Annotated in this window: 20 protein-coding genes; 4 read left to right on the top strand and 16 right to left on the bottom strand. The window is 67.8% G+C overall.

Annotated features, from left to right (window positions below):
• The first annotated feature begins 80 nt into the window (after nucleotides 1-80).
• On the top strand, nucleotides 81-1,559 hold the full coding sequence (locus AC0IZS_RS21675; protein ID WP_471637515.1) for an RCC1 domain-containing protein: 1,479 nt from the start codon (nucleotides 81-83) through the stop codon (nucleotides 1,557-1,559).
• Between the two features lie 1,117 nt (nucleotides 1,560-2,676).
• Here the strand turns inward: AC0IZS_RS21675 and AC0IZS_RS21670 are convergent.
• From AC0IZS_RS21670 to AC0IZS_RS21645, 6 genes are all read right to left on the bottom strand, one after another.
• Complete coding sequence (locus AC0IZS_RS21670; RefSeq protein WP_471637514.1) at nucleotides 2,677-3,753, bottom strand: metallophosphoesterase; 1,077 nt, start codon at nucleotides 3,751-3,753, stop codon at nucleotides 2,677-2,679.
• A 119-nt stretch (nucleotides 3,754-3,872) separates the two neighbouring features.
• On the bottom strand, nucleotides 3,873-5,855 hold the full coding sequence (locus AC0IZS_RS21665) for a J domain-containing protein (RefSeq protein ID WP_471637513.1): 1,983 nt from the start codon (nucleotides 5,853-5,855) through the stop codon (nucleotides 3,873-3,875).
• Nucleotides 5,855-7,555 (bottom strand): Hsp70 family protein, encoded by a 1,701-nt coding sequence (locus AC0IZS_RS21660; protein ID WP_471637512.1) that lies wholly within the window; start codon nucleotides 7,553-7,555, stop codon nucleotides 5,855-5,857. Before AC0IZS_RS21660 ends, AC0IZS_RS21665 begins: the two co-directional genes overlap by 1 nt.
• A 404-nt stretch (nucleotides 7,556-7,959) precedes the next feature.
• On the bottom strand, nucleotides 7,960-8,958 hold the full coding sequence (locus AC0IZS_RS21655) for a PDR/VanB family oxidoreductase (RefSeq protein WP_471637511.1): 999 nt from the start codon (nucleotides 8,956-8,958) through the stop codon (nucleotides 7,960-7,962).
• Nucleotides 8,939-10,162, bottom strand: a complete 1,224-nt coding sequence (locus tag AC0IZS_RS21650) for a Rieske 2Fe-2S domain-containing protein (protein ID WP_471637510.1) — start codon at nucleotides 10,160-10,162, stop codon at nucleotides 8,939-8,941. Before AC0IZS_RS21650 ends, AC0IZS_RS21655 begins: the two co-directional genes overlap by 20 nt.
• A gap of 23 nt (nucleotides 10,163-10,185) precedes the next feature.
• Nucleotides 10,186-11,202 carry a Bug family tripartite tricarboxylate transporter substrate binding protein gene (locus AC0IZS_RS21645; protein ID WP_471637509.1) on the bottom strand — a complete coding sequence of 339 codons (1,017 nt, stop codon included), beginning with the start codon at nucleotides 11,200-11,202 and terminating at the stop codon, nucleotides 10,186-10,188.
• A gap of 107 nt (nucleotides 11,203-11,309) precedes the next feature.
• Between AC0IZS_RS21645 and AC0IZS_RS21640 the strand changes: the two genes are divergently transcribed.
• Entirely contained in the window at nucleotides 11,310-12,239 is a 930-nt protein-coding gene (locus tag AC0IZS_RS21640) for a LysR family transcriptional regulator (protein ID WP_471637508.1), read from the top strand.
• Between the two features lie 50 nt (nucleotides 12,240-12,289).
• Here AC0IZS_RS21640 and AC0IZS_RS21635 read toward each other — a convergent pair whose 3' ends face one another.
• Genes AC0IZS_RS21635 through AC0IZS_RS21625 form a run of 3 tightly spaced genes read right to left on the bottom strand, consistent with a single transcriptional unit; the run spans nucleotide 12,290 to nucleotide 15,397 of the window.
• Complete coding sequence (locus AC0IZS_RS21635) at nucleotides 12,290-13,276, bottom strand: Bug family tripartite tricarboxylate transporter substrate binding protein (protein ID WP_471637507.1); 987 nt, start codon at nucleotides 13,274-13,276, stop codon at nucleotides 12,290-12,292.
• A 49-nt stretch (nucleotides 13,277-13,325) separates the two neighbouring features.
• Nucleotides 13,326-14,264 (bottom strand): dihydrodipicolinate synthase family protein, encoded by a 939-nt coding sequence (locus AC0IZS_RS21630; RefSeq protein WP_471637506.1) that lies wholly within the window; start codon nucleotides 14,262-14,264, stop codon nucleotides 13,326-13,328.
• Nucleotides 14,261-15,397 carry a mandelate racemase/muconate lactonizing enzyme family protein gene (locus tag AC0IZS_RS21625; RefSeq protein WP_471637505.1) on the bottom strand — a complete coding sequence of 379 codons (1,137 nt, stop codon included), beginning with the start codon at nucleotides 15,395-15,397 and terminating at the stop codon, nucleotides 14,261-14,263. Before AC0IZS_RS21625 ends, AC0IZS_RS21630 begins: the two co-directional genes overlap by 4 nt.
• Nucleotides 15,398-15,522: 125 nt before the next feature.
• Between AC0IZS_RS21625 and AC0IZS_RS21620 the strand changes: the two genes are divergently transcribed.
• Nucleotides 15,523-16,398 (top strand): LysR family transcriptional regulator, encoded by an 876-nt coding sequence (locus AC0IZS_RS21620; RefSeq protein WP_471637504.1) that lies wholly within the window; start codon nucleotides 15,523-15,525, stop codon nucleotides 16,396-16,398.
• A 1,003-nt stretch (nucleotides 16,399-17,401) separates the two neighbouring features.
• Here AC0IZS_RS21620 and AC0IZS_RS21615 read toward each other — a convergent pair.
• From AC0IZS_RS21615 to AC0IZS_RS21600, 4 genes are all read right to left on the bottom strand, one after another.
• Complete coding sequence (locus tag AC0IZS_RS21615) at nucleotides 17,402-18,196, bottom strand: hypothetical protein (protein ID WP_471637503.1); 795 nt, start codon at nucleotides 18,194-18,196, stop codon at nucleotides 17,402-17,404.
• Between the two features lie 426 nt (nucleotides 18,197-18,622).
• Nucleotides 18,623-19,453 (bottom strand): hypothetical protein, encoded by an 831-nt coding sequence (locus tag AC0IZS_RS21610; RefSeq protein ID WP_471637502.1) that lies wholly within the window; start codon nucleotides 19,451-19,453, stop codon nucleotides 18,623-18,625.
• Nucleotides 19,454-19,548: 95 nt separating this feature from the next.
• Complete coding sequence (locus AC0IZS_RS21605; RefSeq protein WP_471637501.1) at nucleotides 19,549-21,081, bottom strand: NYN domain-containing protein; 1,533 nt, start codon at nucleotides 21,079-21,081, stop codon at nucleotides 19,549-19,551.
• Nucleotides 21,082-21,191: 110 nt separating this feature from the next.
• A complete protein-coding gene (locus tag AC0IZS_RS21600; protein ID WP_471637500.1) occupies nucleotides 21,192-22,643 on the bottom strand; it encodes an RCC1 domain-containing protein in 1,452 nt (483 codons plus the stop codon).
• Nucleotides 22,644-23,061: 418 nt separating this feature from the next.
• Here AC0IZS_RS21600 and AC0IZS_RS21595 point away from each other — a divergent pair, with 418 nt between their 5' ends.
• The gene (locus AC0IZS_RS21595; RefSeq protein WP_471637499.1) at nucleotides 23,062-23,994 is read left to right on the top strand and encodes a hypothetical protein; all 933 of its coding nucleotides are present in this window, start codon (nucleotides 23,062-23,064) and stop codon (nucleotides 23,992-23,994) included.
• Nucleotides 23,995-24,045: 51 nt separating this feature from the next.
• Here the strand turns inward: AC0IZS_RS21595 and AC0IZS_RS21590 are convergent, their stop codons facing one another.
• From AC0IZS_RS21590 to AC0IZS_RS21580, 3 genes are all read right to left on the bottom strand, one after another.
• A complete protein-coding gene (locus AC0IZS_RS21590) occupies nucleotides 24,046-24,627 on the bottom strand; it encodes a YcxB family protein (protein ID WP_471637498.1) in 582 nt (193 codons plus the stop codon).
• A gap of 363 nt (nucleotides 24,628-24,990) precedes the next feature.
• Nucleotides 24,991-25,581, bottom strand: a complete 591-nt coding sequence (locus tag AC0IZS_RS21585; RefSeq protein WP_471637497.1) for a hypothetical protein — start codon at nucleotides 25,579-25,581, stop codon at nucleotides 24,991-24,993.
• Nucleotides 25,582-25,721: 140 nt separating this feature from the next.
• Entirely contained in the window at nucleotides 25,722-26,009 is a 288-nt protein-coding gene (locus AC0IZS_RS21580) for a hypothetical protein (RefSeq protein WP_471637496.1), read from the bottom strand.
• Between the last annotated feature and the right edge of the window lie 6 nt (nucleotides 26,010-26,015).

Below are 26,015 nucleotides of genomic sequence, written 5' to 3'. Positions count from 1 at the left end.
TTCGCTCGTTCGTTCGTTGCGCACCGACTTTCTGAAGAGGCCAATGTGGGCTTCGGCAGGTTTCACCAATACTTCCAAAGATGGGTCTTCTGATGAGTTTCTATTCGAATTTTGCGAGCCATCGCCTGCGGTCCGCCGTGTCCCGTCACCTGGTGCATCTGGCCTTCAAATTCTGGCTGATGCTCGCCCTGGTGGCGGGCATGGGCAGCGTGCACGCCGCCACGGTGGTGCACATGGCCACGGGCTCAAATAACTCCGCAGCGGTGCTCAGCGACGGGACGCTGTGGACCTGGGGCGACAACCGGAACGGGCAGTTGGGCAATGGCTCCACGGTCAGTGCAGACAAGCCCGTGCAGATCGGCAGCGGTTTCGCCCAGGTTGCTGTGGGCAGTATTCACATGGTGGGCCTCAAGACCGATGGCACCTTGTGGATGTGGGGCAAAGTGGAGACGTCGAGAACCCAGGACCTGAACGAAACCCGGCCGGTGCAGGTGGGCAGTGGCTTTGCGCAGTTGATGACCTCGAACGCCGCCAGCAAGACAGATGGATCCATCTGGTACTGGGGCCATATGAAAAATCTCTTCAACGGGAATGCCGGTAGCGACGGCATGCTGGACCGGATGCCACCCGGCTACCGGCAAATGGTCAATGGCCGCAACAACGCGTTGTTCGTGCTGGGAGACGGCGCCATACGGTCTGTTTATTTGGACGTGTACCCCGGGGACCTGTTCATTAACCCGGGCTGGGAGGGCGGCTACGGCAGCGCCGGCCCGGTGGACCGTGGTTTCGTGCAGGTGGCCTTGGGCTCCTACTCAGCTGCAGGCGTGAAGGAGGATGGAACCCTCTGGCAATGGAGCGGGCGCGATGCCCCCGTGCTGGTGGGTGGCGGCTATCGCCAGGTCGCCAAAGGTTCCGACCACACGGTGGCGCTGAAAGCCGATGGCACGGCCTGGGCCTGGGGCTCCAGCTACTGGGGCCAGTTGGGCAATGCCACCCGCACGGATAGCGAAAGCCCGCAGCCCCTTGGAACCGGGTATGCACAGGTAGCGGCATCTGCCCAGCACTCCCTGGCACTCACCACCGATGGCACGCTCCTGGCCTGGGGTCGCAACAACTATGGGCAACTGGGTGTGGGGCCGGTGGGACACGATCAACTGTCGCCGCTGCCCGTGGTGTTCGACGGCGCGGGTACACCGGGGCTGGGCACCATGGTGGCCACCGGCACCCTGACCCGCCTGACCCTGTCCGCACACGTACAGATCCAACCCGAGCACCTCGCCAGTGGGGCCAAAGGCAATCCTTTCCTCATAGCGATCACTCCCGACGGAACCATGTTCACCTACTCGGCGCCCGTTTTCGACCGCCTGAATCCCCTCAATCCGCTGGCCTGGGCCGACCGCCTGCAAAACACATCCTCCCTTCTGTTTGTGAACCAGGACATGACCCACCTGTCTGGCACCGCCTTTTTCATCGGCTATGGACTGGGGGCGAGCACCACCGAGAGCCTGGGTGAAATGCTCAACAGCTATCGCTACAAGCGGGTCTACGACATTCAATAGCCGGTACATCCCAAGCAAGGCCAACGTGGGAGTGCTGTTCTGGGCGATGCATGGGGACGCCCGGCACGAGCAGCAGGGCGCGCGCATGGTGCAGCAGGCCCGGCTTGCTGTGGGGATTGGTTCTCCGTGGCAGCTCCATGCCTATGTTGAGGGCGGAGGCCGGGATGTGCGCCCGGCGGCGCAGTAACTTTCCGGGTCTCTGCCTGGCGGGCTGAGCGTGGTGGTGCTGCGGCTTGGTGGCTGTGGTTGCTTCTGTTCTTTTACCGAGGGCGGGGGCCGGGGTGTGCGCCCGGCAGCGCACCTACCTTCTTTTGCTTCGCCAAAAGAACGTAGGCCAAGAAAAGGCGACCCCGCTGCCCGTGTCCCCACTCGCCCGGTGGGCGAGTGGGGCAGCCTGCGATGCTCGGTCCTGGGGTGACGCCGAAGAACTCCCTGCGCTGCCTCTGCGAGGCAGCTCCGGTCAAACAGCTTCGGCGAGCCAGACAACGATGCGCGTGTCCTTCGGCACGCGCTCACCCCAGGCCCTGCGCTTCTCGGCACGGTCAGAAGGGGGTGGGAGCGGGCTCCACACGGGCCATTGCTTCGCTCGGCCCGGTGCGCCGTCGCTGCGCTCGGCCTGGGCACAGCGCTCGCGCCCAACATGTCGGCAGCGCGCACCGCGCGCGTCCCCGACCCCAGGCGCAGCTGCGCAGCAGCAGCCGTCTTTGTCCCCGCTCCCCACCCCTGCTGGCTGCGCCGAGAAGCGCAGGGGCTGGGGTGGGCGTGTGTGCCGCAGGACACACACGCTTCGTGAACTGACTTGCCGCAGCTGTTTGAACGGAGTTTGGCCAAAGGCCAAACGCAGTGAGTTCTGCGGCACCACCCCAGGCCCGAGCATCGCAGGTTGCCCCCGTTCGCCCGACAGGGCGAACGGGGGTCGCAGACTGGGGGTCGCCTTTTCTTGGCCCACCTTCTTTTGGCGACGCAAAAGAAGGTGGGTGCGCCGCCGGGCGCACATCCCGGCCTCCGCCCTCAGAAAAAGAACAGAAGCCACCACAACAACAGCCCCAAAGCGCCACCAGAGATCAGATATCCCGGCAAGAACGAACAACAAGCACTGTGCTGATCGGTCAGCCCATCAGCCCGCCCGCGATATCCCAAACCCCTGCGTCTCCTGCCCCGCCCCATCATCAAACTGCAACACCCGCTCCGGCCAGCGCAGCGCCGCCAGCTTGAAGTCGTGCCCCACCACCTTCCCGGCCTTGCGCTCCGTCCAGCGCCCGCCCACCGAAAAATCCACGCAGAACACATTGCCGCGCTGGCCGTGCCAAGCCAGCGGGTGGGTGTCGGCAAACAGGTCCGCATCGCCCTTGCCCACCACGCTGCGGTCGATGGGGCGCAGGCGGCGCCAGTAGTGGCCCACCACCACGGGCACGTCGTCGGCGTAGGCGTCCCACCAGGCCTGGCGCTCGGTAAAGCGCCAGCGCCCGCCCGCGAAGAAGGGCGAGCGCCCCGTGTTCTCCACGCCCGAGGTCAGCACCTTGAGGGGGTTGAGCATCTGCTTGTTGGCCTCGTTTTCGGCATGCGCATGCAGAAACGGCGGCTGGTGCAGGTTGTTCTCCAGGCCATGCAGCCAGTGCTCCATCTCCTGCGCCATACGCTGCTCCAGCGCGGTCTCGCGCGCCTGGCGGCTGGCGGCCTGCTCCCAGTGGTCGTACTCGCTGCGCACCGAGCCCAGGGGCAGCAGGCGCGCAGCCTCGATCTGTGGGTCCTGCCAGGCAGCGTGTACCACGCGCAGGTCATCGCGCTCCAGCGCAATCGGCAGCACCGACAAAAACTCCACGATGGAGCGCCGCTGCGCCGGCGTGGGCCGTGCCGTGGGGGCGTACTTGTCGTGGTCGCGCACCATGCGCGCGTCAAAGAACCAGCCCGAGCCGTCCTTGGCATCCTCGCGCAGCAGGTTGATCTCGTGGTTGCCCAGCACCGCCACCGCCCTGCCCGCCTGCACCAGGCGCTGCGCCAGCGCCAGCACCGCCGGGCTGTCCGGCCCCCGGTCGCAGAAGTCACCCACGAAGACCAGGGTGCGGCCGTCGGCATGCCGGCCCTCGGCGTCATAGCCCAGGTGGCCGAGCAACTGCACCAGCGCCTGGTACTCGCCGTGGATGTCGCCCACGATGTCGAGCGGGCCGGGGGGCAGGGGTTGGATCAGGCTCATGGACTTCTACAAAACAAGGGCGGAGCAGATTGCGCACCCGAAGACGGCGCGGGCCAAACCTGCAGCATAACCTCGCGCTAACGCAGCGCCGGCGGTACCAGCCGCCGTCGCCCAGGCGATCAGCCTGGTTTTACAGGCTCTGGCCAGATCTTGTCAGTCAGCTTGTTCACGAAAGCGAGCAGCCACCACGGCAGACAGACCATCAGCAGGAACTGGAGGATCCACAACCCCAACGTTGATCCCTCGCTTTCGCCGGTGTCCATCCAGGCCCCGTGGGTCAGGCATGCCAGTGCCCAGAGGATCCATGCGGTGAGAGTGACCAAACCCCGCCAGCCTCGCCAGGCACTGTGGCGTTGGTCCGGCACCAGCGCCAGGATGCCGTTTTTCAGGTACAGGCCGCACAGCCACTGCACGAGCAGCGCCATGAACCAGGTGAAGGGCGCTTGCCATGCCCGGTAGTCCGCGGGCAGCGCGACGACGGAAAGAAGCAATACGGCGGCGACAAACCGTGGCGACTGCTCGGCGGCCATTGCCATCAGCCGGTAGGGCATGGCCAGTGTGGCATCGAGAACGCCCAGCGATAGGAACAGCATGTTTCGGATGGTGGACGGACCATTGCGCTGCGCCAGCTGGCGACGTCTGTCCTGGAGCCACCGCCACGCGCTTTCGATGACATCGCCATAGACGGTGTGCGCCAGGCAACAGGCCATGAACCAGGTGGCCCCGGCACAAACCGCCGTGACGGACAACCCATCGAACCAGGGCAACGCCCTGGCAATCAGCACGCACAGCAGCAAGATGGCGGGAAACACCGCAGAGGCGGGCGTGGCGGGAAGCACCGGCAGGTAGGCTGCGATCAGCACCAGCCCATACACCGCAACCACCAGCACCTGCTCCGAAGCACCGCCGCTGAACACGACGGGCCAGTACTTCGTCTCGGCGGCGGCACACAACAAGGTAGCCGCCAGCATGCAGGCAAAGGCCAGCGCCGCCAGGGTGTGGGCGCGCGACCACGCAGCGCCCCTTGGCATGGGCTGGCCCGGAACTGGCCAGCGTGGCCCCCCCAGCGAATGGAGCATCTGCTTGAAGGAGAAGAACACCTGGTACACAAGGCGCAGCAGCGGCATGCCCAAGAACACGACGGCTCCAGCCAGTATCAGCCGCAGCGGCCAGACCAGTGTGGACGCTTTGCCACCAGAGACCAGAACCACCGCCAGCACGGTCACGACCAGGGAGCGCACGAACCAGCCCGCCTCCATCGCGCGGTCGGCCAGCGTGTGCAAGGGTGGCTTGGGCACGCCCAGCGCATAGCGCTGGCCCGGCTCCAGCTCGCTCCACAGGCGCGCGATGCGGCTCGGGGCCAGGATGGCGAACAGATACAGCCGCCACTTCGCCAGCACGCTCACCAGTTGCCCGTAGTACTCAATCTCGAAATAGTGCCTGCGCAAGGACTCTTCCACCGGGGGGGCCTGCCCCAGGTTCACGAGCTGATCGCGCAGGGCCTCGGCCCGCTGCGGGCCCATCCACTGGGCAGCCCGGAAATCGGTTTCCCACCCGAAGTAGCCGGACAAGGCCTTGGCGTACGCCAGGGGCATATCGGGCGTGTCGATCACCAGTTGTGCAAACCAGTTGCAGGCCTCGGCGCGTTCGGACAAGGGGAGCTTGTCGAGCTCGCCGCGCAGGATGGGCCAGCCGGCCATCAGCGCCTGGGGCCCCGCGGAGCGCAGATAGCGCAAGGTGGAATGGGCCAGCTCCCCCGGCGCAATGTGGTCGGGCGCCACCGCCACCTCCTGCGGACTGCCCTGTGGTGGCGGCACTTGGCGGTCTGACGCACCCAAGGGCTCGGCAGTTGCAGGCACAGCCAGCGGTGCATCCACCTCGGGCAGCGGCGCCTTGGCTTGCGGCGTTGGGGCCTGGGATGCAGGCTGCGGCACCGCAACCCGCCGCGCATGCTGCTGCGCCCACTCATAGGCATCGCGCAGCGCCTGGTAGGCGGCCGCATCGTCCTCCGGTCGGGTGCGCTTGAGCCGGGCCGCATACGCCTTCTTGATGGCCACCAGGTCCTCTGTGGGCGCGATGCCCAGCACCGTCCAGGCGCCCATCACAGAACAAACCCCTTGTCGATGCTGTCCAGGTAGTCGCGGAACTCGCTGCGCACCTGGCGGATGGTTCGCTCGTCCTGCCCGTCCAGGATGGCCTCGAAACGCACCAGCGCGTGGGCCACGTCCAGCCGCGCCTGGCCCAGGCGGTCCTCGTACAGGCGCTTGGCCCGGGCCACCAGGTAGGCGTTCTCCTGCTGCTCCCGGGGGTGGATCTTCAGGGCCCGCAGCCTGGCCAGCGCCGCCGCGATCTGCTCCGGGGTCATCACCTTGGAGTCGCGCTGGATCAGGGTGTCCACCGTCTTGCCGATGGCGGGCACGTCGGCCTGCACCTCCAGCAGGCCGTTCACGTCGTAGGTGAAGCGCACGTTGACGGAAATCTCGCCCCGCGCCCGCGGCGGCACCTCCACGCTCAGGCTGCCCAGGCGCAGGTTCTCGCTGGCAATGGGCGATTCGCCCTGGCACACGACGATGTCGATCTGCGTCTGCCCGTCCTGCGTGGTGCCGTAGCTCTGCACCCGCGACACCGGCACCGGCGTGTTGCGCTCGATGATGGGCGAGAAGCGGTCGGCGTAGCGGCGACCCCCGACCTCCTCCGACACCACGATGCCCAGCGAATACGGCATAACGTCGGTCAGCACCACCTCGTCGAGCGCGGCATCGCGCGCCTTCAGCGCCGCCTGCACCGCGGCGCCATGGGCAATGGTCTCGTCGGGGTTGATGGTGCGCAGCGGCAGCCGGCCGAACAGGCGCGTGACCATCTGCCGCACCATGGGCATGCGGCTGGCGCCGCCCACCAGCACCACCTCGCTCAGGCTGCCGGCGTCCAGCCGGGCATCCATCAGCGCCCGCTCCACCGGGCGGCGCAGGCGCTGCAGCAGATCGGCGCAGCGGCGTTCATACTCCGCACGCGTCACGTCCAGCACATGCAACGCGCCCTCCCGGTGAAAACTGATCTGGGCCGAATCGCCCTCGCTCAGGTCGCGCTTGGCCTGCTCGGCCGCGCGCCACAGCGCACCTTCGGAGACGATCACATCGCGGTGCAGGCTGCCCAGGGCCGGCGTCTTCTCCAGAAACCAGTCCACCAGCACCTGCACGAAGTCCTCGCCCCCCAGCCGCGTATCGCCCGCGCTGGCGCGCACCTCCACCACGCCCTCGAAGTATTCGAGCACCGACACATCGAAGGTGCCGCCGCCCAGGTCTAACACCAGAAAGGTCGAGTGGTCGGGCCGCTCCTGCAGGCCATAGGCCAGGCCCGCGGCGGTGGGCTCGTTGAGCAGCCGCTCCACCTTGATGCCGGCCAGCGTGCCCGCCGCCTGCGTGGCCTTGCGCTGCACATCGTTGAAGTAGGCCGGCACGGTGATCACCGCCTCGGTCACCGGCCCACCCAGGTAGGCCCGGGCGTCGGCCAGCAGTGCGCCGATCACCAGAGCGCTGAGCTCCTCGGCGCGCATGCGCCGGGTGCCCAGCGCAACGGCATGCTCCGTACCCATCCAGCGCTTGAAGGCCTGCGCCGTCTGGCGCGGGTGCGTGCTGGCACGCTCGCGCGCCGCCAGCCCCACCAGAAAGGCCCCGTCATCCCCCACGCTCACCGCCGACGGAGTGAGCACATGGCCCAGCGAATTCGGTATGAGTTCGGTCTTTCCGTTGCGAAACACGCTGATCAGACTGTTGGTCGTGCCCAGATCGATTCCTACGAGCATTGCGCTCCCTCCCAGATTTTTTTGTTGGGCAGCATTCTGTCGCATATGGATTGCAGTACCCAGCACAACGTTGCAGGCAGACAACCCGGCGCTCGTCGAATACGGGCTGCGCAGGGATGCGCGCAAGACCCTGTACTGATGGCGGCCCCGCCTCGCTGGCGAAGGCAGGGATAATCCCCGCCCATGCCCCTGGACCACTGGATCGACCAAGCCCTCCTCCTCGCCTACCGCTGGGCCGACTACGCGCTGCTGAACCTCATGGACGACCCCGCCCTGCTGGCGCTGGTGTTCTGCTGAGGGCGCCTGCAGCGCAGTGCAATAGTCGTCAGCTGTCCGGCGTGATCTTCGCCTCACGGACCGGCTTGGCCCAGCGCGCCTGCGGCAACGCCTTGCCCGCCAGGGGGCTACAGGTCCACTACCAGCTTTTCCGTCAGTGCGCGCGAGCAGCACGGCAGGAACTGGTCGTTGCGCTGCTGCTCCTGCGGCGAGAGGTACAGGTCCCGGTGGTCGGGCAGGCCCGACACCACGCCCACCAGGCAGGTGCCGCACACCCCCTGCCCGCACGAGCTGGGAACGGCCACGCCAGCCGCGGCCAGGGCCTCGGCGGCGCTGCAGTCTGCAGGCACATTCACCACGCGGCCCGAGCGCGCCAGCACCAGGTCGAACGCGGCGTCGCCATCGCTGCGCACCACCTGGGGCGCAGCGAACAGCTCCACATGCACGCGCTCGCCCGCCCAGCCCTGCGCGGTGGCGGCCGACTGCACGGCCTGCACGAAGCGCGCGGGCCCGCAGGCGTACACGTGGGTGCCCGGCGCGGCCTGCGCCAGCAGCCGGGCGATGTCCATGCGCGCCGGGCCGCTGTCGTCGCCACCGCCGCTGCTGCTGCAGTACAGCTGCACATGCTCTGCAATGCCGGGCGCGGCCAGACGATCGAGTAGCGCGGCCCGCTCGCGGTGCTGCACGGCGTAGTGCAGCGCAAAGCGGGCCCCTGCGCGCTGCAGTTGCTGTGCCATGCTCAGGATCGGCGTGATGCCGATGCCACCGGCCAGCAGCAGGTGGTGGCTGGCACCATCGGCCAGCGCAAACAGATTGCGCGGGCGGCCGATGCGCAGCACGTCGCCCTCCTGCACGGCATCGTGCAGTGCGCATGATCCGCCGCGCGAGGCCGGCTCGCGCAGCACGCACAGCACATAGTGCGAGCGCTCGTGCGGCGCGCTGCAGATCGAGTACGGCCGCACGATGGCGCCGGGCAGGTACACGTCCACATGCGCGCCCGCGCTGAACGGCGGCAGCGCCTCGCCCTCGGTATGCACCAGCTCGAAGCTGGCGATGCCCTGCGCCTCCTGCCGCCTGCGGGCAACCCGCACGGCAATGGTGTCCTCGTCAACAGCAGCCAGGCTCATGCGTCTTCGAGGTAGTTGCCGGCGTCGAAGACGACCGGGGGGCATCGGGGTCGAAACCGACGCCCGCCGGATCCTCGCCTCGCTGCACCTTGTCCACCTGCTGCTGCAGCAGGCGGCGCAGCATGACGACGCCACGGTCGCTGGTGGCCAGGTGCTCCTCGGAATGGTGGGCGATGGCGCCCTGGCTCACCATGGCCTCGAAGTCCCCAGGCATGGCGCGGTGCTCTTGCTCGGTCAGTTCCTCCCACAGCTTGCCGTTCATGCGCGAGCGCATGCGCGCCAGCTCGCCCACCTCGGCCACGCGGCCCACCACGTAGATGCGAAAGTGGTGGTCGTCGATGGGCAGCACCCAGCCCAGCGACTCCACGCGCCCGTAGCGCCCCAGCCGGGGGCTCGGTATCACGCGCAGCGTGGGCAGGCCGGCCTGGCTGATGCGCCTGAAGACCCGGCCGTCCGGCAGGGTGCGCAGCGAGGTGGTGCGCACGCCCAGGGGCACGGTGTCCCAGGTCACTCTGGGCATCTCGGCCATCTGCTCGACGAACTGCGTGCCGCTGAAGGTCGAGTGCAGCACCACCACGTGAAAGGGGTCCACCAGGTTTTCGTAGTGCTGCAGCCAGTTGCACGGCACGATGGCCGGGCCACCACCGCCGATGCTGGCGTCGTTGGCCTCCAGCAGCTCGCCCTCGTCAAGCCGCTCCAACGCCTCGTAGCGCGGCAGCACGGGCTTCTTGTCGGGCGGGCCCATGTAGGCCCAGACCAGGCCGTACTGCTCCTGCACGGGGTACCAGGGCTGGCGCACCTTGCCGCGCGCGCGGCCCATCTCGGGCTCGCAGGGCTGCTCCACGCAGTGTCCCTCCACGTCGAACAGCCAGCCGTGGTAGCAGCAGCGGATGCCGCGCTCCTCCACCTTGCCGTAGTACAGCGAGGTGCCCCGGTGCGCGCAATGCGGGTACACCAGGCCAGGCCGGCCGGTCTTGTCGCGAAACAGGATCAGGTCCTCGCCCAGCACGCGCACCTGGCGCGGCGTGTCGGTGGCGTCTGCCGCCAGGCCGATGGGGTGCCAGTAGCGGCGCAGCAGCTCGCCCATGGGCGTGCCCGCGCCCACCTGGGCCAGCGTGAGGTTGGAGGTCGGCGCAGGCAGGCCGTAGGCCGTGCCGGTGTCGACGGCAATGGGGATCACCTTGTGTGCGGTGCCGGTGTTCATGCAATAGGTCCTTGTCGTCTGAATCAATCGAGGGTCACGCCGGCCGCCTTGATCAGTTCGGCCACACGCGGGTAGTCGGCCGCATAGCTGGCCTTGAACTGCGCCGCCGTGTTGCCCAGGGGCTCGAAGCCGAAGCTCGCCAGCTTCTCGCGCACGTCGGGCATCTTCGTGATCTCGCGCAGCGCGTCGTTCCACTTCTGCAGCACGGCGGGCGGCGTCTTCGCGGGGGCGTACACGCCGATCCAGCTGTCCAGGTCAAAGCCTGCGAAACCCTGCTCCGCAAAGGTCTTCACATCGGGCAGCGACGACACGCGAGCGCTGGCCGCGATGCCCAGCACCTTCATGCGCCCGCCCTGCACCTGGGCGCGCGCTGTGGCCGGGTTGGCCCAGGCAAAGTCGAGCTGGCCGCCGAACAGGTCGTTGTGTGCGGCAGCTTCGGCCTTGTAAGGCACATGGATCAGCGCCACGCCCGTCTGGCGCTTGAGCAGCTCGCCCATCAGGTGCGCGGCCGAGCCATTGCCCCAGGTGCCGTAGGTCAGGTTCTTCTTCTGCTTCGCGAACGCCACGAACTCCGGCAGCGTGCTGTAGGGTGCATCGGCGCGCGCCACCAGCATGGGCCCGCCCAGTGCCAGCTGCGAGATGGGCTCGAAATCCTTCACCGGGTCGTACGGCAGCTTGGGCTGCAGGATGGCGTTGTTGATGTGCGTGAGCGGCAGCGTCAGCATCACCGTGTGCCCGTCGGGTGCGGCCTTGGCCACCGCATCGGCGGCGATGATGCCGCTGGCGCCCGGCTTGGCATCCACGATGATGCTCTGCCCCCAGCGCTGCTGCAGCTTGTCGGCATACACGCGCGCAATCGCATCGATGGGCCCGCCCGCCGTGCCGAAGGGCACGATTCGGACCACCCGCGCGGGGAAGGCGGCTGGCGCGGCCTGTGCCCATGCCGACCCGCCAGGCAGTGCCAGGGCCGCGCCCAGTGCCACCATGGTTCTTCTGCGCACGCGCAGTCCGTCCGCGCCGTTGCCAGCATGCTTGGTCATGTCTTGTCTCCGTTGTTCATCGTTGGTGCCAGATCCAGTCACACTGGCGTGCCGCTACGATAGGAGACAAGCTGATATGGATCAATTCAAACGTTTGGATAGCTGATATGGGCCAGTCTGATATCCGGGGCCTGGACCTGCCCATGCTGCGCACCTTCGATGCGCTGCTGCGCGAGGGCAGCGTGTCGCGCGCGGCCGCGCGCCTCTTCCTGAGCCAGCCGGCGGTGAGCGCATCGCTCAAGCGCCTGCGCGAGGTCTTCGATGACCCGCTGTTCACGCGCACCAGCCACGGCATCGTGCCCACGCCGCGCGCACTCGCGCTGGCGCCGCGCGTGGAGGCCGTGCTCAGCGAGATGCACAAGCTCATGACCCTGGAGCAGACGTTCGACCCCGCCACGTCGGACCGCATCCTGCGCATCACCGGCAGCGACCACACCTGCCGCGTGATGCTGCCGCTGTTGTGCGCCGAGCTCTCGCAGCGCGGCTCGCGCATGCGCCTGTCGTGGGAGCTGGCCGACTACAGCCGACTCACCGAACGCCTGCGCAAGGGCGACGTGGACGTGGGCCTGCACCCGCGCCTGTCGCCAGCCAGCGGCGTCGAATCGACCCTGCTCTACGAAGACAGCTACGTCGCCGTGGCGCGCCACGGCCACCCTGCCCTGGCCGCGCCGCTTTCGCTCGACGCCTTCTGCGCCGCACCGCACGTGGTGCTGGGCCAGACCCGCTCGGTGCTCGACGACACCGTGGACCAGTCCCTCTCGCGCAAGGGCCGCGCACGCCTGGTGCAGGCCGCCGTGGCCACCTTCAGCCAGATGGTGGACCTGATGTGCGGCGACGAACACAGCGCCCTCATTGCCGTGTTCCCGCAGCGCGTGGCCCGGCACTACGCCGCCCAGCTCGCCAGCGCCGCCCTGCCCGTCGAGCTGCCCGACTACCGCCTCTACGTCTGCTGGGCCGAGCGCGCAAGCGCCGACCCCGCCGTGCTCTGGCTCAAGGACGAGATCCTGCGCCACGGACGGGCCATGGGCGCGGCCTGACACACACCGGCGCTGCTGTGCCAGTGCGAGGCCGATACCGGCGACACGGGTCAACTGTCCGGCGTGATCTTCGCCTCGCGGATCAGCCGGGCCCAGCGCGCCTGCTCGGCCCGCATGAAGGACCCCAGGCGCTCGGGCGTGCCGCCACTGTCCTCGGCGCCAAACTCACTGAGCTTGGCCTGCAGGTCGGCCGACGCCAGGACCTGGTTCACGTCCGCATTCATGCGCTGCACCAGCGGTGCCGGCATGGCCACCGGCGCCGCCAGCGCAAACCAGATGCTCGCGTCATAGCCGGCAAAGCCCTTCTCGGCAACCGTGGGGATGTCCGGGAAGCCCTTGGCCCGGTGCAGTCGGGTGGTGGCCAGCCCTTGCAGGCGCCCCGATTTGAGGTAGGGCGTGGCCGTGGTCATGCCCTCGAAGCAGCCATCGATCTGCCCACCCAGCAGGTCCGTGATCATCGGGGCCGATCCCTTGTAGGGCACGTGCAGCACGTCGATGCCCGCGCGCCGGCGCAGCTCCTCCAGGGCCAGGTGCTGGGCCGAGCCCGTGCCGGCCGAGCCGAAGGTCACCCGCCCGGGCCGCTGGCGGCAGGCCTCGACCAGGGCCTCGAAGCTGCGCAGGCCCTTGTCGGGCCGGCACAGCACCACCATGGGCGTGGCACCGATCATGGTGATGGGCGCAAAGTCCTTTTCTGCGGAATAGCCGAGCTTGGGGAACAGCCCCGGCGCGATGCCATTGCTGCTGATGTGGGCCAGCAGCAAGGTGTTGCCATCGCCGGGCTGCTTGGCCACGTAGTCGGCGGCCAGGGTTCCGGACACGCCGGCGCGGTTTTCCACGATCACCGTGCGGCCCCACAGCACCTGCAGCCTCTGCGCCAGCAGCCGCGCCAGGATGTCGGTGCCGCCCCCCGGCGGAAAGCCCACCACCAGCTTGATGGGCCCGGACGGCAGTGCGGCCGAGGCGAAGGCCCCCGCTGCGGGGAGGGCCGCTGCGGCGACGGATGCCGCACGCAGCCATTGGCGACGGTTCCAGTTCATGTTGTTTGTCTCCATGGTTCTCTCTGTTCTTGTTGCGGACGGTGGCCGCCTAGGCGGCAGCCGCCAGTGTCTCGATCTGCGGCATGCGAAAGCCCAGCCGGTCGAGACTTTGCCTGAGCTCGCCCCCCTGCTCCCGGGTCAGCGCCACCAGGGGCGGGCGCACCTGCGCCCACTGCGCATCGCCAGTGTGCCAAGCCAGGGCCCATTTCATGGCGGCAATGATGGGAAACGCCTGGAAGGCAGCGCGCAGCGCGTTCAAGCGTTCCTGCTGCGCGTCGGCATCCGGCGCCTGCCAGTTGCGGTACAGCTGCGCAATGGCCGCAGGGTTGACGTTGCCCGTGGCCGTGATGCACCCCGCACCGCCCGCGCGCAGGGTGGACAAGAGCAGCGTCTCGTTGCCCGCGAACACGTCGAACCCCGCCGGCTGGAACTCGCGCAGCAGCAGCGCGGTGTTGTTGGCGTCGCCCGAACTGTCCTTGATGCCCGCCACCACGCCCGGATAGGCCTTGAGCAGGCGTTCGATCAGCGCCGGGCTGGTGCCCACCTGCGCCACCGGCGGTATGTGGTACAGGTACACGCGCAGCCGCGCATCGGCCACTTCGTCGATCACGCGGGCGAAGTAGGCAAACAGCCCCTCGTCGCCCATGCCCTTGTAGTAGAAGGGCGGCAGCATCAGCACCCCGGCGCAGCCCAGTTGCACAGCGTGGCGGCTCAGCTCCACGGTTTCGGGGATCGCGCAGGTGCCCGTGCCCGGCATCAGCCGGTGGGCCGGCACCCCACCCTCGGCCAGGTGGTCGAGCAGCTGGCGTTTTTCCACGAGCGACAGCGAATTGCCTTCCGAATTGGTGCCAAAGACCGCCAGGCCCACGTCCTGCGACAGCAGCCAGCGGCAGTGGCTCAGCAAGCGCTCGGGCGATGGTGCGCCGTCGGCCCCGAAGGGCGTGACCACGGGCGACAGCACGCCGTGCAGGCGCGGCGCGCCGCTCACAGCGCGCTCCCGTCAATGCGCGTCCAGCGGGCATGGCGCGCGATCTCCTGCTCGTCGAAATCGAAGCCCAGGCCCGGGCCGGTGTGCAGCGTGATCTGGCCGTTGCGCTGCCCGAGCTGGCGGTCGATCAGGCGGCGGAAGTTCAGCACCTGGTCGTCCCAGAAGAACTCGACATAGCGCGCATTGGGCGTGGCCGCCACCAGCGGCGCGTGCACGTCGTGGAACCAGTGCGGGCACATCACCACCCCATGGCTGGCGGCATTGGCTGCGATGCGGCGCCATTCGGTGATGCCACCGCAGACCACGGCGTCCGTCTGCAGGATGGCGGCGGCCTGCTTTTCCAGCAGCGCCTGGTGGTACCAGCGGCCATAGCCGATCTCCGCCGTCGCCACCGGCACGCGCGTGGCGCGCGCCAGGCGGGCATGGTTGTCGATGTCGTCGGGCGAGAACGGCTCCTCGATGAAGTACGGGCGGTATTGCTCGAAGCGCTGCATGTACTGCAGCGCCTGGGTCACATCGGTCCAGCCGTTGTTGCAGTCCATCATCAGCTCCACGTCCGGCCCCACGGCCTCGCGGGCCGCACGCAGGCGCGCCTCCTCCTCGGCCGGGGACAGCCGCCCGGTCTTCATCTTCACCGCCTGGAAGCCCATGGCCACATAGCTGGCCATTTCCTCGCCCAGGTGCTGCGGTGTCTTGCCATCGAGGTAATAGCCGCCGCTGGCATAGCCCGGCACGGTATCGAGCGCATTGGCCCCCAGGTAGCGGTGCAGGGGCAGGCCCACGCTGCGCGCGTTCAGGTCCCACAGCGCGGTGTCCAGGGCACTGATGGCGCGCATCACCGTGCCGGCGCGGCCGTGCAGCAGCGCCTCCTGGTACATCTGTGCCCACAGCGCCTCCACCTCGTGCGAGTCGCGGCCGATCAGCACCTTGGCCAGCAGGTCCTCCACGGCCACGGTGAACAGGCGGCCCGCAGCGCTGCCGACATAGCAAAAGCCGATGCCATACAGCCCCTCGTCGGAACGGACACGGACCAGGCCGTAGTGGCGCGCGCTCACGCTGCGGCGCGCAAAGGAGGTGACACGGTCCAGCGGCAGGGCCACGGCGCAGACTTCGATGGATTGGATACGGGGCATGGGAATGGAATGGATTGAAAGCCAAGGGAGTCTTCATTCTGGGCATCCAACACCATGGCTTCAAGTACGCTCAGGCATAATCAAAAGATGCAAAAAACATCTTCCCGATGTGCTTGCGAATCCCCATGGACACCCAGTTTCTGCATACCTTCAGCCGTGTCGTCGAACTGGGTTCGATGGCCGCCGCAGCGCGCGAACTGAACCTGACGCCCGCCACGGTGGCGCAACGCGTACACGCGCTGGAAACCGACCTGGGCAGCCGCCTCATCGGGCGCACCGGGCGCACCGTCAAGCCCACCGCCGCCGGCCTGCGCGTGATGGAGCGCGCGCCCGCCGTGCTGCGCGAGGTGCGCGACCTGCGCTCCGTGGCCTCGGCCACCCGCCTGCCTGCCGGTCCGCTCAAGCTGGGCACCACCCCCACCGGCATGACCGGCATGCTCCCGCCCATCCTGCGCACCTGGACGCAGCGCCACGAGGCCATCGAGATCTACATCGACCCGGCGCCAACCACGCAGCTGTACACCAGGGTGCTCAATGGCGAGCTCGACGTGGCACTGCTGGTACACCCCTTGTTCGAGCTGCCCAAGGTATGCGAGTGGCGCCGGCTGCGGCGCGAGCAGTTGGTGCTTGTGACCTCCCGCGACGTGAAGGTCAAGGACGTGCTGCAGACCCTGGCGGCCGAGCCCTTCATCCTGTACGACCGCAAGGTGGTGGGCGGGCGCCTGGCCGACGGCTACCTGCGCGCCCAGGGCATCCGACCGCGGGTGCGCTTCGAGCTCGACGGCATCGAGGCCATCGCCAAGCTGGTGGCCGAAGGCCTGGGCATCTCCGTGCTGCCGGACTGGGCGGTCATCGGGCCGGCCGACCCGCGCCTGCGGCGCTACCCGCTGCCCGGCCCGGCGCCACAGCGCGAGGTGGGCCTGCTGTGGCTGCGCGGGGCCGTGCGCGCAGCGCTGGCGCAGGAGTTCCATCGGATCGCGCAGGAGCACTTCACGGCCTGAGCGGGGCGAGGCATCCACCACCCGTTGCCAGCCACGCTACCTACCTACCCTACCTGCGCCCCGCACCCAGCCATGCGGCGCCTGCCCCAGGCATCGACATGCCGCATGCCAGTGGGCCGATCCCGCGCACCATGCAGGCCTATGGCCTTGCTCGTTGCTCGTTGCTGTCGTTTCGTGGTCGATGGGGGCTGCTGTTTTTGTGCTGAGGGCGGGGGCCGGGATGTGCGCCCGGCGGCGCAGTAACTTTCTCTTGGCCGCCAAGAGAAAGTCACCAAAGAGAAGGCGGCCCCCAGTCTGCGTCCCCCATCGCCCGGTGGGCGATGGGGGCAACCTGCGATGCTCGGGGCTGGGGTGGACGTCGCTGAACTCGCGCCGTTCCCCCTGCGGGTGAACTCTGCTCAAACAGCAGCGACGAGCCAGATGACGAAGTGCGTGTGTCCTTCGGCACACGCACCCACCCCAGCCCCTGCGCTTCTCGGCGCAGCCAGCAGGGGTGGGGAGCGGGGTCCACACGGCTGCTGCTGCGCAGCTGCGCCTGGGGTCGGTTCGCGCTGCGCGCTGCCAACATGTTGGGCGCGATTGCCCTGCCCAGGCCAAGCGCAGCGAGGCAGTTGGGGCCGAGCGAAGCAATGGCCCGTATGGAGCCCGCGCCCACCCCCTTCTGACCGTGCCGAGAAGCGCAGGGCCTGGGGTGAGCGCGTGCCGAAGGACACGCGCCTCGTCATCTGGCTCGCCGAAGCTGTTTGACCGGAGCTGTCTCGCAGAGGCAGCGCAGGGAGTTCTTCGGCGTCACCCCAGGACCGAGCATCGCAGGCTGCCCCCTCGCCCACCGGGCGAGGGGGACACGGGCAGCGGGGTCGCCTTCTCTTTGGTGACTTTCTCTTGGCGACTCAAGAGAAAGTTACTGCGCCGCCGGGCGCACATCCCGGCTCCCGCACCACACACTGGCACGCCATCACCAAAGCCCCAGCCCGTCGAATGGCCCTCGGCCGCCGGGCCGTCATCAACGAGGCGTAAGACACTGCCCCGCAACCATCGCAGCCCCCACAGCAGTCTCCAAGCTGGCCACATTCGGAAAGACCGACGGCACCGCCGTGTCCTCCAGCAGGCACAGGTAGTTGGCCTTGCGCACCAGCACCACGGGGGTAAAGACTGCGGGATTCAACAGGCCACCCGGAAAGGTCTGGCGTTGGCCCCAGAAGGCCGCCAGGCCCGCGCCGGTCTCGGTGCGTTGCTGCTCGAACCAGAACGTGCCGCTCAGCGGGCCCGCGACCGCGATGCCCACGCCATCGCATTGCGCGTTGCGGTAGTTGACCGAGCCCACGCCGACCGTCAACGGGCCGTTGGCCGGGGTCGTGAAGCTCCATTGCGTGCGCACGCCGCCATCGGCCGAGGGCCGGCACCGGTCCTGCTCCCACGCGCCGTCCGCCAAGGCGGCCAGCGGCGCACAGCGCACCGCCACCGTGTCCACCGCCGCCGCTGCCACGGTGCCGGCGCCATTGCGCACCACGCAGCCCGCGCCGGCGGGGGCCGTCTTCACCGCCACCGCGTACGCGCTGCCATCCGCCAGAGGCCTGGCGAACGTGAAGCCCCCATTGGCAGCCACGGCCACCTCTTCGCCGCCGCTGTGGGCCAGGACCACGGACTGGCCGCTGGCCAGGCCTCCCACGCTGCCACCCAGCGTGTAGCTGGCACGGTCGTCGCCGCCGCCGCCCCCGCAGGCCGCCAGGCCGGTGAGGGCCATCAAGGCCCCGAGGTGCTTGAGCCCTGGGGTTCTTCTTGTGATTGTCGAATGCATGCGATCTTCTCCTGGTGTATGTTGTATTTCGCAATAGGGTCGGGCCTCGGGACCCTCTGCATAAACCTCGCGGATCGGTGGCAGTGCGGATCGGGATGGGCCGCAAGGCGTCTTCTTGCAGCCAATAGCAGGGCTATTGGCAAGAGAAGCAACGCAGCGGACCGCCCGAGTCCGCGCTGCCAACGGCCGCAGGGATTTGTGCAGAGGGTCCCCAGTCAATGATGGCCCAAGGCCTGTTGGACAGGCGGGCCACAAGGCCGCAAAACAGCGGCCATTGACCTTTGCTTACGAAAAACCCAGCCACACCACGCCACGCCAGCGCCGCAGCCCCATCGCGTGCGGGGCAGCCTGGCGGGCGCTGCAGGGGGTGGTGGCGTGGCGGCCCCCACCACCGCCGGCTGCAGTGGCGGCTGCCGGGTGGCAGGTTCAGGACTTGGGGGTTGCCGCAGGCGCTGGCGCAGATGCAGGTGCGGCAGAGGTCTCGGGCACCGCATCGCACACCGGCCCTCCGTTGGCCTTGAATGCGTCCTCGATGGCGCCGATGAAGGCCAGGGCATTGCCGGCATCCTCGACGAACTGCTTCGTGAGCGATGGGTCCACCGTGACATGGCCCTTGTCCCCGGTGATGCGGATGATGCGGCTTTTGGCAGCGATGAAGGCCCTGATCGCGTCACGCTCAGCGGGCTTGGCAATGAAACTGGCCCGCTCGTGGATGAAATTCCCCCGGGCATCCCGCTCCACCTTGGCTCTGGAGAAATCGCGTTCCATCACGACCTCTCCATCGGCCATGAGCGCCACCTTCTGCATGAACAGCCATCCGCTGCGCCGGTTCACTGCCGGCGAGACCAGGAGCGAGGGCGCCTCACACTCCAGCGCAGCGACGTAGATGCCAAGGTAGTTCTGCCCAAGGAGCGTTTCGTTGAGGTGGGTGGATGCGGGCGTCAGGTGGTCGATCTTGCGGAAGGCATCCCGGGCACCAAAGGCAAAGTGGCCGCAGGTGCCACCAGGCCCCTTGTCCCTGCACGCCATGTACTCGGTAATGCCCTCGCTGTTGGTCTTTGCGTCCCGCTCTTCAAAAGCGGAGCGAAACGCCTCCTGCCACTGCACCTTGGTATAGGGCGGCTTGGGCGGTGGCGCGGGCTCCGGGGCCGGCGCGGCAGCAGCCGCTGCAGCCTTCTGCTCTGGGGGCTTTTCGCCACAACCGGCCAACGCCCAGGTGGACCCGATGATGCAGGCCATCACCAGCGCACGGTTCATTCCCCTCTCCATTCCTCTCTCCTTCTTGTGAATCGCCTGTGGCCGGCACCGGGAGCGAAAGACCGCCACCGCAGCGCCGACAGACTTGCTGCAGCCTACTCGGCAGCCTTGCCCGTGCCGCGCGGCTTGCGCGCGCGCGGGGCCGCCGCTTTGGTGGGTGCGGGTGCCGCAGCCTCAGGCTCTGCTGCGGCCGACTGGGCAGCGGGTGCGCCAGCGGCCTTGCGGCTGCTCGGGCTCTTCTTGCGCGGGGCTGCCGGGGCCGCACGGCGGCTGCGCGGCGCAGGGCTGGCGGCATCCACCCCATCGCCCTCCTCCACAGGCTCCGCCACGGTGGCTGGTGGGGCATCGGCGGGCTCTGCGTCGGCTTCAAAGGCAGGCAGCGCGGCCAGATCTTCCGGCTCATCGGGTTGGTAAGAGGGTGCAGGCGCAGGCGCCTGCTGGCGGAAGTAGCGGCTCACCACAGGCTCGGCCTGCGGCGGCGCATCGTCGTGCGCGTCGCCAGCGCCTGGCGCTGCATGGGCATCCGCCGAGAGAAGGTCCTGCTGGCCATCCACCGGCTGCGGCACCCCGCCGCGTGCCGACCCCTCCCCCCTGCCGCGCCCACGGCCGCGGCCACCCCGGCCACCACCGCCCTCGGGGGCATCCGGCAGCGCCGCCACGGCATGGAAATCATGGCGCTGGCTGGTGTTGTTGTTGCTGTTGCTGTTGTTGCTGTTGTTGCTGTTGTTGCTGCCCTGCCGCTCGGCGGGCGCCGCTTCGGCCGGCACCTGGCCACCGGTCGCAACGCCCAGGCCGCGGAACACATAGGCGCCCGAGCGCTCGTCGCGGCCAAACTCCAGCAGCCCCCGTGCCTGCGCCTCTTCGAGCAGGTTGCCGAAGGTGCGGAAGCCGAAATAGCTCTCGCTGAAATCGGGCCGGCGGCGCTTGATCGCCTCCTTGAGCACCGAGGCCCAGATCTTGCCGCTGTCGCCGCGCTCGGAGGTCAGGTCCTCGAAGGTCTCCACCGCCAGCTCCACGCCCTGGGTGCGGCGGGCGTCCTGCTTTTCCTTGCGCTGGCGCTCTTCCTCGGGGCTGCGGCGCGGTGCCGCCGGTGCGGCTGCCGAGCCGCCAGGGCCCGCGCCCTGGCGCCGGGCCAGCGTGCGCTGCTTCTCGCGCACCAGGTCGTCGTAGAAGATGAACTCGTCGCAGTTGGCGATGAGCAGGTCCGAGGTGGACTGCTTCACACCCACGCCGATCACTTGCTTGTTGTTCTCGCGCAGCTTGGAGACCAGGGGCGAAAAGTCCGAATCGCCGCTGATGATGACGAAGGTGTCCACGTGCGACTTGGTGTAGCACAGGTCCAGCGCATCCACCACCAGGCGGATGTCGGCCGAGTTCTTGCCCGACTGGCGCACGTGCGGAATCTCGATCAGCTCGAAGTTCGCCTCGTGCATCGCGGCCTTGAAGCCCTTGTAGCGCTCCCAGTCGCAATAGGCCTTCTTGACCACGATGGAGCCCTTGAGCAGCAGGCGCTCCAGCACCGGCTTGATGTCGAATTTTTCATACTGCGCATCGCGCACGCCCAGGGCGACGTTTTCAAAGTCGCAAAACAGGGCCATGCTGATGCTGTTGTCGGAAGGGGATGCCATGGAAGTGTGTCCGTTCTAGTGCAGGCGTGATCATCACATGGAACGAAGCCCGCCCCCAAAAAAGGCAAAGCCCGCGTGCGCGGGCCCTGCCTGCATCACAGCACCACCAGCTACGGGATCACATACCCCAGCTGGTAGCGCTTGCTCGTGAGCATTTCGCCCAGGGCTTCCGAAGGCGTCACGCCCAGCCCATAGCCGACGAAGAACGCGCTGCCGGCCAGGGCCGTGAGGTCCTGGTCGGTGGCCAGGGCCGTGGTCGTGTTCTGCAGGCTGCTGGTCCATGCGGCGGGAATGCTGAGCGCATTGGCGGCCACGAAGGTGGATCCGTTGTAGGCATAGATCGCACCGCTGGCGGTGATGGCCACGACAAAGGCATTGCCCTTGACGCCGTTGGCCAGGTGGTCGCTGGCGATCTGCACCTTGGCCGTGAGCGTCATGCGCGTGGTGGGCCCGCTGGCAGTCACCGTGCCGGGCTGCGGGGAGTAGCTGGCATCGAACACCACGGGGGCCGGCTTCTGCGACAGCGTCCCGGCCAGCCCCGAGCCCAGTTGCCCGGCGCTGTTGCTGCCCCAGGCCACCAGGGTGCCGTCGGACTTCAGGGCCAGGGTGTGCTGGCTCGCCGCCGCGATCTGGGTGTAGCCGTTGCCCAGGAGCTGGGGGCTGTCCACATCGGCCGGCGAATCCACGCCCAGCTGGCCGTTGGCATTGGAGCCCCAGACCCACACGGAGCCATCGGTCTTCAGCGCCAGCGTGTGGGCAATCCCCTTGGCCACCTGGCTGTAGCCGGTGCCGAGCGAGGCCGGCTGCTCCTCGCCTTTCCACTGCCAGAGCGTTCCATCCGTCTTCACGCCCACGGCGGTGGTGGCGTTCAACGCCACCTGCGCATAGCCGCTGCCCGCCGGGCCGGTGCTGCCGTAGGCGGTGCGCCAGGTGTTGAGGACATTGTTGTTCGACACGTAGCGCAGTGCGCCGCCGTCGAGCACGAACAGCGCGTTGTAGGGGCCTGTGGCCATCTGTTGGTAGCCGGCGGGCAACGCGTCCAGCGAGCCACTGCCCCCGGCGGGCGCGCTGTAGACGAGCTTGGACTCGCCCCAGAACCAGACACTGCCATCGGCCTTGGCGGCGGTGTCGGACGTGAGCAGCTTGTCAAAGCCGCTGCCGATCTGCACCGGCGCGGTTTCGTAGAACTCCCGGTCCTTGAGCACCGCATGGCCCCACATCCACAGGCTGCCATCGGCCTTGAGGGCCACCATGTAGCGGCTGCCCACCTGCACCTGGGTGAAGCCGGTGCCCACCCGGACCGGCTTCTCTGCACTGACGGAAGTGCCGTTGCCCAGTTGCCCGGCCATGTTGTTGCCCCAGGTCCACAGCGTGCCATCGCTCAGGATGGCGGCCGAATTCGATGCGCCGGTGGCGAACTTCACGACCGTTGCCGCGTGGGCCCCGGCCGCTGCCGCAACAAGGGTGCACGCGATACCGGCTTTCACCGCCAGGCCGCGAAGCGAGGCCAACGGCCTGGACGGCAAGCGGCGCTTGGTTGTCAACACTGCCAGGAAAGTCATGGGGATACGCCTTTCAAAAAATGAACAGATACAGCGGACCAAAGGAAAGAAAAAAAAAGAACTCCGTCGCGCAAACGGGCGCAGGCCCCGCGCACAGGGGCCTGAGGGGCCTGCGACGAAGTGGTGCAGCATGCCCCGCCCCGGGCTGCGCGTCCATCCCCCATTTTTCGCAGCGCGGCGCTGCACCTGTCACAAAAAGTTGCTGCGGCGGCCTGTGGGCAAGCACGCGGGGGGCATCCATGGACCATGGGCGATGCGGCGGGTGACCCTGCGAACCGAGGGGAAATTCCCCCTGGCTCTGCCCCCCAACCGACGCTGGCTCAGGTACGCTGCGCCGCTTCAACGCCCCGACGTTGCCTTTTGCAACGGGAACAGGGGCGGACAGCGTTTGCCGAGCGTCATTTCTGGAGTGTTTTCAATGAGGTCCCTGTTTCTGGTATTCCTGGCGGTGTTCAGCACGTTTGCACAGGCTGCAAACTTTTTATCGGTTCACCAGCTCCCCCACAAAATCGCGCGCCCGCCCGCAGCCGGCAGCGTCGCCTACCCGTTTGACACCAAAATCGGCTTCAAGGAGCAGTACGCCCCGACCGGCGTGGCGGGCTGCGCGATCGGTTTCGGCACGGGTGGCTGCGCCTTCCCGGGCGGCGGCTCCCTGTCGCTGCCCGAGTTCACGGGTTCCCAACTGCAAGAGCACAAGGAGTTCAAGATCTTCATTCCCGCAGGCACGCGCTCGCTCCTGCTCTCGGGGTATGCCCCCCTGGCAACCCAATCGGCCTTCGTGCTGCGCTACGGCAAGGAGCCGGTCCGCCTGGCCCCGCTGAGCGATGCCGAGTACCAGGCCGCCAGGACCGGCCAGCACGTCGAGGCCTTGTTCTCGCGCCTGGTCAAGGAAGGTGCCGAGCAGCTCGTCGTGCACGATGGCAGCGGCAGCCTGCGCTTCATGGGCGGCCAGCTCGATGCCAACCGCGGCAGCACCGACCAGGGCCAGTGGCTCTACGTGCGCCAGTTGAGCGGCGCCCCGCTCATGACCTACCAGGGCGCCATCGACGTCGACATGCCCAAGTACGCCGCCGGCTATGCCGCGATCACCTGGAACAGCCGCAGCGCCCCCGATCCCGTCGACCCCGTCAGCGGTGACGGCCCTGCCGCCCCGCCGCCGGTGGCAACGACCACAGCAACAACCACCACAACCCCCACCGCCACCGCAACCCGGGCCCCCACAGCCATCATGTCCGCCGCCGGCTTGCCCGTGCTGCTGGGCCACCACGATGCAGCGGCCTGCAGTGCAAGCCCGCAGGCGGGTGGCGGCGCGAATTCCTGCCAGGCGGCTGTTCTTCAGGCGGGCAACTAACTGGCCCGGGCCAAGAAACTGTTTGCGATTTCGCAGGGGATCGTCACCGGCCTAAGGCGCCGCAGGAGGGCTGGTTTCGCTGTTCTCTGGCGCCGCTTGTCCCGCGGCAGGCTTTGCGGGCACATGCCGGCGGATGAGCGCATGCGCCTCTGGCTGCAAGGCGGCCTTCGGCAGAAGCACGCACTGCCCCGGCTCGATGAACAGGTAGTGCATGGTGCTGCTCTCCTGCCGTGCCATGAACGCCGACCATTCCCACTGCATGCACCCTCCCTTGACCTGCTGCAGCACGCCGGCCTCCGACAACTCCACGCTCTGGGGAGAAAGAAACCAGCCACCATCGGCAATCGCACGCTGTGCCAGCAAAGGCGCACAAGCTGCCGCGAGCACAAAGGCCAGCACGGCGCCGAAGGCGCCACAGGCGATGTAACGCGGCACCAACGAGGGCGAGTCGAACACCTTGAACATGCTGAACAGCACGGTGGCAATCACCAGCCACACCAGCAGCCTGGCAGCCATCAGCCGCAGGCCCCCGAGCTTGCGCCCCCCTCGGACCGGCCCCTTTCCAAGGGCAGCGGCGCGCTGCTGCAACGCGGCAAAATCGGCGCGGGTCAGGGTGAAGGGTACAGGTGCCATGGGAATTCAACGAAAGGGCGATGCTGCAGAAATGTAGCGTGCCCCAGCCCATCCAAAAGCCCCACGCTTGTGCCAGGCGATCAGACACGCGATGGGGGCGGCGCTGGAAAAATTGGACAGCCCGCCAGGCAAGCTCCAGTGTCTCGGCGATGCGCGACGCCGGCAGACCCGCTGCGGGGACTGTTGCCTTTGACAAGTACCTGCGCAGCACGATGGACGAGGGGTATCCGGTGCCCAGACCCACCCTCTGCTTGCGCTTGCCATCGCGCTCCTCCCCCACCACACCGGGCCTGGTGCCATCCATCACACGGCCTCGGCATTGGTTTGAGGGCATTCCAGGTAGCCGCTCATGCCCGCATGGGGTCAGAACGCCCTGGCCAATTCCAGGCCGCTGAACTTCTGCGACGACATCGCCTTGGCCACCGGCGCTGCACAGAGAAACATGGGGCGCACTCCCAGGATCGACTCGGACCAGACTGCGGGCGAAAAAATGGCCCGTTCATCCGGCGGCTTCTCGATGCTCTCGCACAGGGGCCCGACCGTGGTCTCCCGCCACCTTGCGCACAGAACACAGCGCTCGCCATGGGTCACCATGCCCGCCGTCGGCTCGTCCACGCTTGCACGAGCGGTTGGCAGCACGACGAAGTAGCCCTGTGGCGAATCCAAAGGAAGATACATGAGACCGGTAATGCCCGCGGCCTCGAGCCCATCGATGAATCGCTGGTTGCACAGCTTGAAGTCGTCCGAAGTGGAGACGACATGCCTGCCCGAGCTGAACTTCATCTGCGGCACCCCGGCCTGCGCCAGCGCATGCAGCTCATCGACTTTTCCACACCTCGGACAGACGAATGGCCTGTACTGCTGGCGCACCACGCGCCTGCCACGAGGGTCGTCCTCGGAGAACAGGGCGCAGCTCAACTGAGGATCTCTGGCGATGAGTTCGTAATAGACCATTTGCGATTGTCTTCACAGGGAATGGACGGGGACTGTGCGGCGATCCCATCGGATTGCTGCATCGATCAACATGGCTGCAGGCACCAGGCGACCAGGCAGCGCAGCCCCCCTGTCGGAATGGCGGCAAGCTGTGGATTGCCTCACGTAGATGGAGGAGCCTCTTGAGCCCACTTGCTTGCCTCGAGCCGATGGCTTGCACCATCCGCGATGACGAACCGGGCCAGGCAGGATTTGCAGCGATGGATGCTGAAGGCTTCCTCCGCATGCAGACGGCCGTAGCGAAGGAACTGCGACCTCCGGCTGTGACAGACAGGGCAGCGCTTGAACTGGAAGCCGGACCAGAAAGTGATCGCGATGGTGGCACAGAAGCCCAGCGCGAGCAGAGCGGCTGCAGCCAGTGTCCAGAGGAGCCATTGCATGGAAAGCATCGCAAA

This window comes from Acidovorax sp. AC410 (assembly GCF_979253235.1).
This window is presented reverse-complemented; position numbering and strand designations above follow the sequence as displayed.